Source organism: Hymenobacter endophyticus (assembly GCF_032464715.1).
GTDB lineage: Bacteria > Bacteroidota > Bacteroidia > Cytophagales > Hymenobacteraceae > Hymenobacter > Hymenobacter endophyticus.
The window spans coordinates 210,110-222,113 of sequence record NZ_JAWDJT010000004.1 but is presented as its reverse complement, the minus strand read 5'-3'; the positions used below and the strand labels follow the sequence as shown (position 1 = coordinate 222,113).

At 58.3% G+C, this 12,004-nt stretch carries 11 protein-coding genes; 6 read left to right on the top strand and 5 right to left on the bottom strand.

Annotated elements, in window-relative coordinates; genetic code table 11:
* Window positions 1-169 precede the first annotated feature (169 nt).
* Together ROI90_RS09070 and ROI90_RS09065 are read left to right on the top strand one after the other, a co-directional pair.
* On the top strand, window positions 170-1,957 hold the full coding sequence (locus ROI90_RS09070) for a HAMP domain-containing sensor histidine kinase (RefSeq protein WP_315998016.1): 1,788 nt from the start codon (window positions 170-172) through the stop codon (window positions 1,955-1,957).
* A gap of 142 nt (window positions 1,958-2,099) precedes the next feature.
* Complete coding sequence (locus ROI90_RS09065; protein ID WP_315998015.1) at window positions 2,100-2,510, top strand: hypothetical protein; 411 nt, start codon at window positions 2,100-2,102, stop codon at window positions 2,508-2,510.
* Between the two features lie 71 nt (window positions 2,511-2,581).
* Here ROI90_RS09065 and ROI90_RS09060 read toward each other — a convergent pair whose 3' ends face one another.
* From ROI90_RS09060 to ROI90_RS09040, 5 genes are all read right to left on the bottom strand, one after another.
* Complete coding sequence (locus tag ROI90_RS09060; RefSeq protein WP_315998014.1) at window positions 2,582-2,929, bottom strand: hypothetical protein; 348 nt, start codon at window positions 2,927-2,929, stop codon at window positions 2,582-2,584.
* Between the two features lie 80 nt (window positions 2,930-3,009).
* Window positions 3,010-3,924 (bottom strand): UV DNA damage repair endonuclease UvsE, encoded by a 915-nt coding sequence (gene uvsE, locus ROI90_RS09055; protein ID WP_315998013.1) that lies wholly within the window; start codon window positions 3,922-3,924, stop codon window positions 3,010-3,012.
* A 123-nt stretch (window positions 3,925-4,047) separates the two neighbouring features.
* Window positions 4,048-4,728 (bottom strand): carboxypeptidase-like regulatory domain-containing protein, encoded by a 681-nt coding sequence (locus tag ROI90_RS09050; protein WP_315998012.1) that lies wholly within the window; start codon window positions 4,726-4,728, stop codon window positions 4,048-4,050.
* Between the two features lie 175 nt (window positions 4,729-4,903).
* Entirely contained in the window at window positions 4,904-5,542 is a 639-nt protein-coding gene (locus ROI90_RS09045; protein ID WP_315998011.1) for a hypothetical protein, read from the bottom strand.
* A gap of 150 nt (window positions 5,543-5,692) precedes the next feature.
* On the bottom strand, window positions 5,693-6,934 hold the full coding sequence (locus ROI90_RS09040) for a metallophosphoesterase (RefSeq protein ID WP_315998010.1): 1,242 nt from the start codon (window positions 6,932-6,934) through the stop codon (window positions 5,693-5,695).
* A gap of 144 nt (window positions 6,935-7,078) precedes the next feature.
* Between ROI90_RS09040 and radC the strand changes: the two genes are divergently transcribed.
* From radC to pheT, 4 genes are all read left to right on the top strand, one after another.
* Window positions 7,079-7,810 (top strand): RadC family protein, encoded by a 732-nt coding sequence (gene radC / locus ROI90_RS09035; RefSeq protein WP_315998068.1) that lies wholly within the window; start codon window positions 7,079-7,081, stop codon window positions 7,808-7,810.
* A 156-nt stretch (window positions 7,811-7,966) separates the two neighbouring features.
* The gene (locus ROI90_RS09030) at window positions 7,967-8,581 is read left to right on the top strand and encodes a DUF1684 domain-containing protein (RefSeq protein WP_315998009.1); all 615 of its coding nucleotides are present in this window, start codon (window positions 7,967-7,969) and stop codon (window positions 8,579-8,581) included.
* A 229-nt stretch (window positions 8,582-8,810) separates the two neighbouring features.
* Window positions 8,811-9,194 carry a hypothetical protein gene (locus ROI90_RS09025; protein ID WP_315998008.1) on the top strand — a complete coding sequence of 128 codons (384 nt, stop codon included), beginning with the start codon at window positions 8,811-8,813 and terminating at the stop codon, window positions 9,192-9,194.
* A 338-nt stretch (window positions 9,195-9,532) separates the two neighbouring features.
* Window positions 9,533-11,968: a phenylalanine--tRNA ligase subunit beta gene (pheT, locus tag ROI90_RS09020; protein ID WP_315998007.1), complete on the top strand. Its 2,436-nt coding sequence runs from the start codon at window positions 9,533-9,535 to the stop codon at window positions 11,966-11,968.
* The last annotated feature ends 36 nt before the right edge of the window (window positions 11,969-12,004 follow it).

The window sequence follows — 12,004 nt, the reverse complement described above, 5'->3', positions numbered from 1 at the left end:
TAGCGCGAAGCAAGAAACTAGCTCCCCTCCTTGGAAAGGAGGGGTTGGGGGTGGTTGATAATCGTCAGCACATAGGCTAGTTCTAGTTTTTAGCTCTAAAAAATCAACCACCCCCAGCCCCTCCTTTCCAAGGAGGGGAGCTAGTTTCTAGCCCTGATAATGCCCGCCCATGAATCTCAAAACCAAAATCACCCTGGCCTTCGTCACCATGCTGCTACTGCTGCTGGGGGTGAGTGCGTTTACCCTGTTCTCGCTCAACCGCCTGGACCGCACGGCCCGCAATGTGCTCAAGGACAACCTGTACTCCGTGGAGCTGGGCCAGCAGATGCTGCGCGCCCTCGACCAGTTGCAAGTCCGGGAAGCACCTTTGGATATGGCCGCCAAGCAGCAATTTGAGCGTTTGCTGGCCCGGGAAGGTGGGAACGTAACCGAGCCGGGAGAGCAGCAGGTGGTTGATTCGTTGTTTGAAGCCGTGGGTGGACTGAACCGGTATTTGGCCTCCGATACTACTTCGCCGCAAATCTGGCAGGCGAATATACGGGAACTGCGTGGGCTCACGTACCGCATGATAGATCTGAATACCCAGGCCCTCAGCCGCAAAAACGAAACTGCCAACCGCACCGCCACCCAGCAGCAGCGCTACGTGCTGGCCCTGCTCACCTTCGCGCTGCTGACTTCTTTGCTGTTCGTGCTGAGCGTGCCCGAGGCGGCCGTGGGGGGCTTGCGCAAGCTCACGGCCAGCATCGAAAACGCCACCAACCAGGATTATTCGGCCTCCATTCCGGTGGAAAGCCACGACGAGTTTGGGACGGTGGCGCGGGCCTTCAACCGCATGCTGGTGCAGCTGCAAGACTACCGTACCTCCACGCTGGCCCAGCTGATGGCCGAGCGCAACCGCGCCGCCAGCATCGTGAATAACCTGGATGAGGGCCTGCTGCTGATAGACGAAAACCGCCGGGTGCTGCTGGTGAACCCTGTGGCCGCCAACCTGCTGGCCCTGCCCGCTGCCCAGCTGCTGGGCCGTCCCGCCGACGAGGTAGCGCAGCAAAACGACCTATTCCGGGAGCTATTACGCCACCTGGATACGCCCGCTGCCCAGCGCCCCCAGGAAGCCGCCCCGGTGCTCACACTGGCTCAGAACGGCGAGGAAGTGTACTACCGTGTGGCTGTAAACGACGTCATCAGCTTCAACGAGGCGCTGGACAAGATGGAGTTCATAGGCTCTATTCTTACCCTACACAACGTGTCAGAGTACAAGAAGCTGGACCAGGCCAAGTCGAACTTCCTGGCCACGGTGTCGCACGAGTTGAAAACGCCGCTGTCCAGCATCAATTTCAGCCTGAAGCTGCTGCAGAATGGCAAAGTGGGCTCCGTGAATGAGGAGCAGCAGCGGATTCTGGCCACCATCAAGCAGGAAAACCAGCGGCTGCTGAAACTGGTGGGGGAGCTGATTGATGTGTCTCGGCTGGAATCAGGCAACATCCAGCTCAACTTCCAGCCCACCCAGGTGCGCGACATCGTGCAGTTTGCCGCCGATACCATCCAGCTCCAGCTTCAGCCCAAGCAGCTCACCCTCGACGTACAGGTGCCCGCCGCCCTGCCCCCCGTGCGCGCTGACCTGGAAAAAACTACCTGGGTGCTGTTGAATCTGCTGGCTAACGGCATCCGCTACTCGCCGGAGCAGGCGCAACTGCACATTCGGGCGGAACTGGCGGCCGGGGGGCAGCAGGTAGAGGTGAGCGTGCAGGACCACGGACCCGGTATTGCGCCCCAGTACCAGGAAAAAATCTTCCAGCGCTTCGTGCAGATTCCCGACAAAACGGGGTACAAAGGGGGCTCGGGCCTGGGATTAAGCATTGCCCGGGAGTTTATCGGGAGCCAGGGCGGACAGCTGTGGGTGGAAAGCGAATTGGGGAGTGGGAGCACCTTCCGCTTCACGCTGCCCGTAAGCGGATAAATCCTTGCGCTACAGCCCGCTATATAGGCTAAGGGCGAAACAAGATTATGGGCTTTCCGGCAGTGAGTTGGGGCTGAGCGTATAACTAGGGCAAGGTGACTCATAGGCAGTCACCGTCTTTTCTTCTTAACGCACTCACACCATGAAAAATACCTTGTTTGTAACTGCTGGCCTGCTTCTGGCCGCCACAGCTGCCTCCGCTCAGATTTCGCCCACCGCCCCCCAGCGCGCCGGTAGCATGAACCAGACCACCGTGTCGCCGGTGAATCCCGCTAACCCGGCTACCAACCCAGGGACCCTCGACCAACGGACGCCCACAATGTCCAACCCTACGCAAACCGTGCCCGGTACCATTGACCAGCGTCCTGCCACCACGTCGCCGGTAATAAACCCCGGCGACGCACGCCGCACCTCCTTACCCACCACGGCTCCTACTACGGCTCCCGGCCGCACCAACACCAATGGCCGCCGCGTCCGGACGGGTACTTCCACGGCACCAATGAACACCACACCAGCCGGTACCACCACTCCCGCCGGTACCATTCGTCCGTAGTCAACCAGGTAGCTTACACACAACAGCGCCGCCCCACATAGAGTAGGGCGGCGCTGTTGTGTGTAAGGCGGTTAGCGGGCTTGCTCTAGCTGTCCGCCGGCTTTCAGTAGTAAGTCTGACAGGCTGGAAAGGCCGCTGCGAACTTCTTCGGGGGCGCTGCGCACCACTTCGGCGGTTTGGGCACCCAGCATGCTCAGGGAGCGGCCAATGGCTTGCCCGTCCAGGCCCGCTACCCCGCTGCTGAGCAACGACTGCAGGTTCCCCAATTCGCGGCCGATATCCTGCAGAGCAGGTTCCCCACTCTGCAACAGGTGCTGCTGCCAGGTTTCGGTGTTGTCCATGGCGGCGCTGATGGGAATGCCCGTCAGGCCGTTGCTGAGGGAGTGGGTAGTGGCGTTGAGCAGATCAGAAAATATCATCGGAAAAGGGAGAAGTAAGTGAAAACAAGCTGTGCCGCTTGTCAGAAGGCTGTACGGCCCCGGCCCCTAAGGGGTTAAACCTACTGGGCCGCGGGCAACGAGGCGGCCAAACGGCCCACGTCGCGCAGGATGCCGCAGGCCCGGCCGGCGCTGGCTTCTTTGTCCTTAATTTCCAGCATGATGTCAACGTCCAGGTCGCCTAGCTCCTGCACAAAGGCCCGGAACAGATCCTCCTCTATGCTGGCGGTATGTTTACCCTTACGCTCCCCGTGCGCCTGTGAGCTGTAGTCCATCATCATCACGCCGTCGTGGGTGGGGTGCCAAGTAGCGGCGGCCAAGCGCAGGGCTTCCGCCATGGGCTCACCGTGGTTGAGGCACTCTTGGTGGAAATTGTCGAACAGAATGGGAATACCGACGGCCCGGTGCACCCGCAAACAATCCTGCAGACTGAACAGCCGGTCGTCGTTTTCGATAACCAGCCGGGCCCGCACTGCTTCCGGCAGCCGCTCATACGTGGCAATGAAGCGCGCAATAGCCACTTCCCGGTCGCCATACAGGCCACCCACATGAATCTGGAGCTTGTGGGTGCTGTCGAGGCCCATAAGGTCGAGCATGGAGCCTTGGTACACCAACTCCTGAATGCTGCGTTCTACAATATCCTCGTTGTGGGAGTTAAGAACCACAAACTGGTCGGGATGGAAGGAAATACGCATGTCGTGAGCCTTCACGAAGTCACCTACCTCCCGAAACTGCGCCGCAAAACGCGTTTGCCAAGGATAGGTATTGATGGGGTGGGAACCAAACGGCACCACGCCCGAGCCAACGCGAAAAAACAGGAAGTGACGCTCTACGTTCCACTGCAGAATGCGCAGCAGGCAGCGAAGGTTATTGCTCACGGCCAGCTCTACCCGCTCATCGGAGTACGAGGCCAGCCGGAAAGTACTGGTAGTGGTGCAGTCCAACGACTCATTCACGCAAGGATATCCAATCTTCATATCCCGGCTATACGGAAATGGTGAAATTGTGAAGTGGTGAAATGGTGAGTTTGGTGTTCAGAAAGCGTAATTAGTACGAATCAAACAGCAAACTCGCCATTTCACCACTTCACAATCTCACCGCTATTCCACCTCGTAGCCGCGGTTGTCCTTGAAGTTCTTGTTATAGCGGCGGCGGTTCTGGCGGTCTAGCTCGGCCGCTTTGGCAGCGGCTTCCTGCTGGTTAATTTCCTCCATTTTGCGGCGCTGCTTGCCTTCTCGGGAAAACTGTTCATACAGCAAGCTCACTGGGCTGGCTAGCGTGGGTACCGGCGCTTTTGGTGCCACCGAATCGACGGGGAAGATGGGAGAGGGGGAAGGCGGGCGCTTTACGGCGCTGGTGGGCGCGGTGCTGGGCCGCTTAATGTTGCGCAAGGCTCGGTTAATCACGGCGCGGTCGGGGCGGCCTTCGGTTACACGCACTTCCCCCAACTGCACGGTATCCTGCACCAGCTTAATGTGCACGATGAGTTGGGAAAGGCCGGTGCCGCCCAGCGGCAGCCGTTGCGCTTTAAAGCCCACGGCCCGAAAAATGAGCGTATCAGTGTTGTTGGCCGTGATACTAAAGTCTCCCTCAGCGGTGGCGGTGGTGCCCAGGCGGGTGCGCTGCACAATTACTGAAGCCCCCGGAATACCCCGGCGGGTACTGGCGTCCGACACGCTGCCGGTTACCTTGATTTGGGCGGCAGCGGCCCCGGCCAGCACCAGCAGCACCAACAGCCACCCGGCGCGCAACAAACCCAAAGACAAACGAAAACTCCTCATCAGACAGTAAACTAACGCACCACGACCGGAGAAAGCCAATAAAACCGATCAGGCCCCGGCCATTATCGACGCAGCAACGTGGGAAGGAGACAAAAAGAGCCCGCACCGTTGCAGGTGCGGGCTCTTGCGCCGTAAGCAAATTCGCGGCCGAACTAAGCCCGGCCGGCAAGTCTGGTTACTTAATAACGGACTTGTCGCCTTCTTCAGGCTTCATTTTCACGGTGCCATCGTCACCGTCCATCTTCATTTTGTTGCCTTCAGCATCTTTAATTTTCACGTCGCCGTCGGCTTTTACTTTCATTTTTGAGCCATCACCCATGTCAGCAGAAGAGGCGGAGGCATCAGTGCTGCTCATGTCGGAAGTTGCCATGTTGGAATCATCCTCCATGTAACGGTCGTCCATGTAATCGATACGGCTCGACTCGTAGGCCGAATACTGCGTGGGGTCGGTGAAGATGGTTTTCATCTCCGTATCGGTGTCCGTGTACACACCCCGCATGGCGGCGGCCATGCCCATGGTATCGGTAGCGTACTTGTTTTGCAGCTCGGCAATGCGCTGGCCACGCGTCACGTACACCGTCCGGATTTTGGTACGGGTAGCGTCGTCGAACTTCATCTTCGCAGCCATATCCGCCGCAATACGGTCGGCGCGGCGCTCAATGGCCTCGGGCGTATAGGCCGTTTGTGTAGTGGTGGTGGTAGTTGTGGTGGTGGTGCCGTCGGCGGTAGTGGTGGTTTCGGCGGTTTTATTTTCCGAGCACGAGGCCGTCATAAAGGCAGCCGCAGCCGAGAGAATTAACAGGGTCTTTTTCATGGCTTGAGAGAAATTGAGAGGAGAGAAGAGAGTGGGAAAAATCTAATGCGACCTATACGAAGTGCAAGCTCAACCGGTTACCCCCAGGCAAACAAAAAACCACTGCGGACCTCCGCAGTGGTTGTAAGTAGTAGCAGCAAGATCAGACAATTAGCCGCGCCGCAGCTCAAACACGGTAATTTCGGGCAGGAAACCCACCCGGCCGTGGTAGCCGATAAAGCCCAGCCCGGCATTCACGTACAAATACTGTTTGCCGCGCTGGTACAGGCCCGCCCACTGTTTGTAGGCGTACTGCACCGGGCTCCACTTCAAAAACGACAGGTTCACGCCGAACTGCATACCGTGGGTGTGGCCCGCTAGCATCAGGTCAATGTCTTCGTACTGGTGCACCTGCCCATCCCAGTGCGAGGGGTCGTGGCTGAGCAGGATTTTGAACGGGGCGTCGGTATCGGCGGCAGCGTGGGCCTTGGCCAGGTTGCCGTACTGGGCAAAGCCCCGAGCCCCCCAGTTCTGCACGCCCAGAATGGCAATTTTCTCGCCGTTGCGCTCCACCGTGCGGGCCTCGTCCAGTAGCAGATTCCAGCCAATTTTGGCGTGGTTCTGCTTAATACGGGCTAAGTTGGCGTGCCAAGCAGCCCGGTCCTCCTTATACTCCGGTACATAATCGGCGTAATCGTGGTTGCCGAGGATGGAGTAAATGGGCAGCTTGGACTGGATGCCGGCCAGCGTATCAATGTGCTCCTCTACCTCGGTGGCGTAGTTATTTACCAGGTCGCCGGTCATGAAAATCTGGTCGGCCTGCTGCTCATTAATGAGTTGCACGGCTCGCTGCAGCGGTTCTTTGGAGTGGAAAGAGCCCGTGTGCAAATCGGAAATCTGGAGCAGCTTAAACCCATCAAACGAGGCCGGCAGGTTGGGGAAGCGCAGCGTCACGCGGCGCACGGTGTAGTCGGTACCACCCTTGGCCATGCCCCACAAGAGGGATACGAACGGCACGGCCCCCAGCACCAGCGCGGCCTTGCTCAGAAACTCACTGCGCGAAATGCTGGTGCCGGCATTACCGGCAGGGCGGTTGCCCAGTTGCAGGGCCCAGCGGCCCAGGCGCGTGAGGTCCTCCAGCAGTAGTGGAATCAGAATAACAATTTTGGCGGCCAGCACGGCCAGCAACACCCCGCCCAGATAGGACTTGAAAGATGGATGCTCCTGGCGGTTGCGCATGGCCCAGATGCCCAGGGCCCAGACCAGCGCCGAAATGCCCCAGTACAGAATGGCCGTCGGGCGGCGGCTCCCTGGCTCAGCGGATGAAAAAGCGGTGCGGAAAGCCTGGTAGCCATACCACTCGGCGGCGGCAACCAGGGCGAAAAAGAAGACGAGAAATGACGGATTGCGCATACAGAAATCAACAAATCCGCCGGCCAACGTGCGGCCGGTTTCGGATTGCTACAGGTAGAAACGGGGTTGCGGGGTTTTTGCTTTAAATTCCGGGCAATACAACAACGGTGCCCCATGCAAGAGTTTGACAATCTGACGGAAAATATGCCGCTGCCCGCCTCAGCGGGGCCGGTTCAGCCTTACCCTAATCCGCCGGCTTTCGGCATCAAAAGCTGGGCCGAGGAAGACCGGCCCCGCGAAAAGTTGATGCAGAAAGGGCGGGCTGCACTGTCGGATGCCGAGTTGCTGGCCATTCTGCTGGGCTCGGGCACGGCCAAGCTCTCGGCCGTGGATGTGGCCAAGCTGGTGCTTAACGCCGCCCAAAACGACCTCAACGCCCTGGCCCGCTTCTCCCTGAAAGAGCTAATGCGCCAGAAAGGCATAGGCGAGGCCAAGGCCATTACCATTGTGGCGGCCCTGGAATTGGGCCGGCGGCGCAAGGAAGCCGACGCTCCCGCCCGCGCCACCATCACCTGCTCCCGCGACATTTACCGCGTGGTACGGCCCCACCTCCAGGATTTGCCCCACGAGGAGTTCTGGGTGGTGCTCCTGAACCGGGCCAACGTGGTTATGCGCACCGTGAGCATCAGCCGGGGCGGGGTGGCCGGCACCGTCGCCGACCCCAAGCTCATCTTCAAGGAAGCCCTGGAGCAGCTAGCCAGCAGCGTAATTCTGGTGCACAACCACCCTAGCGGCAACAAGAACCCCTCGGCTGCTGATATTGCCCTCACCCGCAAGCTCAAGGAAGCCGGCCAGTTCCTGGATTTACCCATTCTGGACCACCTCATCTACACCGATAACGGGTACTACAGCTTCGCTGATGAAGGCATGTTGTAACCACTGGTAGCACGCAGCTCTGCTTCGCGCACGAGCCATCGGCGAGTTCCCACGCTTGAGCACTACACGCCCGGTACTCACTCCGCTCGTGCGCGAAGCGGAGCTGCGCGCCACTGATTCTGCCCGAAGCTGGAACTCCCGCCTTACTTTTGCGCCATGCGCTTAAATCCTAAACTGTTCATTGCCCTCGGTCTGCTGCTCGTGTTCGGGTATTTCGCCCAGGATATCTTGTTCAACGACGACCAGTACGCCGCCCGCCTGCGCAAAGCCCGCGAAGCTAAAAACACGGGCTTCCGCCGGGCCGAGGATTCACCCCTGAGCTCGGAGCAGCGTCAGACTTTCGATAGTCTGAAATATTTCGTGCCCAATCTGGACTACCGCTTCGAGGCCCAACTGGAGCAGCTGGCCCAGCGCGACACGGTGGAAATGCCCCTCACCGATGGCAAGGCCGACAAGTATCTGCGCTGGGGCCGGGCCAGCTTCATCCTGAACAAGCAGGAATATAAGCTCACCCTGTTTCTGAAAGCCGACGGCAAGGATACCACCTTGTTCGTACCCTTCACCGACCGCACCAACGGCTTTGCCACCTACGGCGGCGGCCGCTACCTTGACGCGCCCCTGCCCGCCGCTGATGACACCGAAGTAGTCCTCGACTTCAACGAAGCCTACAACCCCTACTGCGCCTACGCCGACGGCTACGCCTGCCCCGTGCCCCCCGCCGACAACCGCCTCACCGTGGAAATCAAAGCCGGGGAGAAAGCCTATAAGTAGTATCGGGAGATAATAAATAATGGCTTGAAAGGTAGCGAGCAGATCGGTATTGTCAACAATAGTAACTGCTTGTTGTGTTAGTGCTACGGCGTGCTTACGCGCAAGTATTATTTCTTAGTTTTTTACTTATTGTGTTACGCATATACTTAATTATTTACTGCTTGGCGCAATAGTTGATATATTGAATAATATATAAATTAATCATAAAATAATTTTTAATAGTCCTGTAATGAAAACAAAACATGTGATAATTTATGCAATATTCATTTGCTTGACAGCTTGTCAGAGTCACGAAGAAATGTGTGATAAAATTACTTCTTCAATGCAAAAAGAAGAGTTGTTCATCAAGGTATTATCTAAAGAGCATTCAGGTCGTGTTAGTGACATATTGATAGAGGATTTGAATTATAAAAATACGAAATATAGCAAGCATTTTGAGCAATTTTTCTACGTAAAAATATTTAAGTTGTGTGAAATAGGTGATACGATTTATAAAGAAAAACATAATCTTAAATATTGCATTAAGAAAAAAAGTAAAAATATATTTGTGAGTTATACTTGTGATAATGATGCAAGTGAAAATGATGTAGAATGTAAGTTTGTTTATAAGTAGACTACCGAGTTGTAAACAAACATTAAGTGGTTTGTTGATACATCACTTGTGAATATGATGTAGGTTGAAATTTACCTTGCCGCCTATTATGTGCAAAGCACGTAATCCGGCTGTAAACCGGATAGGATCGGCTCTATACTGAAAACATTGATTATCGCGCAACAGCCTTGGTCAGTATACTGAAATATACACCGAAATCACCCGTTCGTGTTCGTTTTCCGCCGCCCGCCCGAATCCGTACCTTTGTAGTCAATTAGCTGCTCGGGGTTCGTTGCCAGCACAATTCTGACAACGAACCGCCGAGCAACCGGCAACTGACAACCCGCAACTCGTAACTGATGAAAATATCCCTCGACTGGCTCCGTACGCTCATTCCTACCGATAAACCCGCCGAGGAAATTGGCAAGCTGCTCACTGGCTCCGGGCTGGAAGTGGAAGGTATTGAGGAGTTGGAAAGCGTGCCCGGCGGCCTGCGCGGCGTGGTGCTGGGCACCGTACTCACCCGCGAAAAGCACCCCGACGCCGACAAGCTCAGCGTAACCACCGTGGACGTGGGCGACGGCACCATCCGCCAGATTGTGTGCGGCGCCCCCAACGTAGCCGCCGGCCAGCGTGTGGTAGTGGCCCTCGACGGGGCCGTGCTGCACCCTTCCGAGGGCGAACCGTTCAAAATCAAGAAGTCCAAAATTCGGGGCTTGGCCTCCGAGGGCATGATCTGCGCCGAGGACGAAATCGGCCTGGGCCAGTCGCACGCCGGCATTATGGTGCTGACCACCGACCTGCCCAACGGCACGCCCGCCGCCGAGTACTTCGGCCTGGGCTCCGACTCGGTACTGGAAATCGGCCTGACCCCGAACCGCGCCGACGCCGCCTCGCACTACGGCGTGGCCCGGGAGCTGCGCGCTTTGCTGCGCCAGCCCTGCCACCTGCCCGACATCAGCGGCTTCCACGCCCCGGCTACGGCCGCCGCGTCCGTCAGCGTAACCCTTGAAGATGCCGCTGCGGCTCCGCGCTACGCTGGTTTGCTGCTGGAAAACGTGCAGGTAGGCCCCTCGCCCGAGTGGTTGCAGCGCCGCCTGCGCAGCATCGGCCTTTCGCCCATCAACAACGTGGTGGACGTGACCAACTTCGTGCTGCACGAGCTGGGCCAGCCTCTGCACGCCTTCGACGCCGACCAGATCAGCGGCAACCAGGTGCGCGTGAAGCGGGCCACGGAAGGGGGGAAATTCACTACTCTGGACGGCACTGAGCGCACTCTGCGCGCCGAGGATCTGGTTATTGCCGATGCGAATGGTACGCCGATGGCACTGGCGGGCGTATTCGGGGGCAAAACCTCGGGCGTGAGCGAGGCCACCACCCGCGTGTTCCTGGAAAGTGCCTACTTCGCTCCGGCCGTGGTGCGCAAAACCGGCCAGACCCACCAGCTCAAAACCGACGCTTCCTTCCGCTTTGAGCGGGGCACCGACCCTAACATGGTGCTCATCGGGCTGAAGCGGGCCGCCCTGCTGCTACAGGAAGTAGCCGGCGCTACCGTGGCCGCGCCCATCGTGGATGAGTACCCCGTGCACATCGGCCACACGGCCGTGCGCCTGCGCCTGCCCCGCGTGGAAAAGCTGGTAGGTCAGTTCATAGCTCCCGAACGTATCCGCCAGATCCTGACGGACCTCGATATCCTCATCAGCGAGGAGCAGACCGACGGAGCCGGCCACGCTGAGTGGATGCTGTCGGTGCCCCCGCACAAGGTGGACGTGACTCGGGAGGCCGATGTGATTGAGGAAATTCTGCGCATCTACGGCTACAACCACGTGGCTTTGCGCCCCCATAACTCGGCTACTTACTTGGCCCAGTTCCCCAACCCCGACCCTGAAATCATCCGCCAGAACACGGCCCGCCTGCTCAGCGGCCAGGGCTTCTCGGAAATCATTACCAACTCCATCACCAACTCGCTCTACTTCGAGAAGGAAGGGGAACGGGACGAGACGCTGGTGCGCCTGCTCAACTTCAACAGTGCCGAGCTAAACGTAATGCGCCCCAGCCTGCTGCCCAGCGGCCTGGAGGTAATCCGCCACAACGTGAACCGCCGCCAGCGCGACCTGAAGCTCTACGAGTTCGGCAAAACCTACCGCCAGAAGGCTGGCGGCCAGTACGAGGAGCACAACAAGCTCGTCATCTACCTCACCGGCAACATGGCCCCCGAAACCTGGCAGCAGAAGTCGGACAAGAGCAGCTTCCACCAGCTGGCCGGCGCGGTGCAGCAGGTGCTGGCCTCGCTGGGCTTCCCGCAGCCTGCCTCGCAGCCGGTGCAGCACCCCTACCTGGCCGGCGGCCTCACGCTGCTGGCCCAGAACCAGCCGGTAGCCCAGCTGGGGGCCGTATCAACGGCCCTCCTGAAGCGCCTCGATGTCAGCCAGCCCGTATGGTACGCTGAGTTGGACTGGGACTGGCTGATGCGCAAGTACAAGAACGCGCTGGTAGCCCGCGAACTGCCCAAGTTTCCGGAAGTGCGCCGCGACCTGTCGTTGGTGGTGGATAAAACCGTGACCTTCGACCAGCTCCAGCAAATTGCCCGCCGCACCGAGAAGAAACTCCTGCAGCAGGTGAATGTGTTCGATGTGTACGAAGGCGACAACCTGGGCCAGGGCAAGAAGTCCTACTCCGTGAGCTTCCTGCTTCAGGACCCCGCCCAAACCCTCACCGACCAAGCCATCGACTCCGCAATGAACCGCCTCATCCAGCAGTTCGAGCAACAGGCCGGGGCTTTAATTCGGAAGTAAAATCAGTTACGAGTTGCCGGTTGCCGGTTAACAGTG

What these genes read in the sequence shown, in the direction of transcription:
- ROI90_RS09070 (WP_315998016.1), top strand. Translation starts at nt 170, where the DNA reads ATGAATCTCAAAACCAAAATCACCCTGGCCTTCGTCACCATGCTGCTA.
- ROI90_RS09065 (WP_315998015.1), top strand. Translation starts at nt 2,100, where the DNA reads ATGAAAAATACCTTGTTTGTAACTGCTGGCCTGCTTCTGGCCGCCACA.
- ROI90_RS09060 (WP_315998014.1), bottom strand. Translation starts at nt 2,929, where the DNA reads ATGATATTTTCTGATCTGCTCAACGCCACTACCCACTCCCTCAGCAAC.
- uvsE (WP_315998013.1), bottom strand. Translation starts at nt 3,924, where the DNA reads ATGAAGATTGGATATCCTTGCGTGAATGAGTCGTTGGACTGCACCACT.
- ROI90_RS09050 (WP_315998012.1), bottom strand. Translation starts at nt 4,728, where the DNA reads ATGAGGAGTTTTCGTTTGTCTTTGGGTTTGTTGCGCGCCGGGTGGCTG.
- ROI90_RS09045 (WP_315998011.1), bottom strand. Translation starts at nt 5,542, where the DNA reads ATGAAAAAGACCCTGTTAATTCTCTCGGCTGCGGCTGCCTTTATGACG.
- ROI90_RS09040 (WP_315998010.1), bottom strand. Translation starts at nt 6,934, where the DNA reads ATGCGCAATCCGTCATTTCTCGTCTTCTTTTTCGCCCTGGTTGCCGCC.
- radC (WP_315998068.1), top strand. Translation starts at nt 7,079, where the DNA reads ATGCCGCTGCCCGCCTCAGCGGGGCCGGTTCAGCCTTACCCTAATCCG.
- ROI90_RS09030 (WP_315998009.1), top strand. Translation starts at nt 7,967, where the DNA reads ATGCGCTTAAATCCTAAACTGTTCATTGCCCTCGGTCTGCTGCTCGTG.
- ROI90_RS09025 (WP_315998008.1), top strand. Translation starts at nt 8,811, where the DNA reads ATGAAAACAAAACATGTGATAATTTATGCAATATTCATTTGCTTGACA.
- pheT (WP_315998007.1), top strand. Translation starts at nt 9,533, where the DNA reads ATGAAAATATCCCTCGACTGGCTCCGTACGCTCATTCCTACCGATAAA.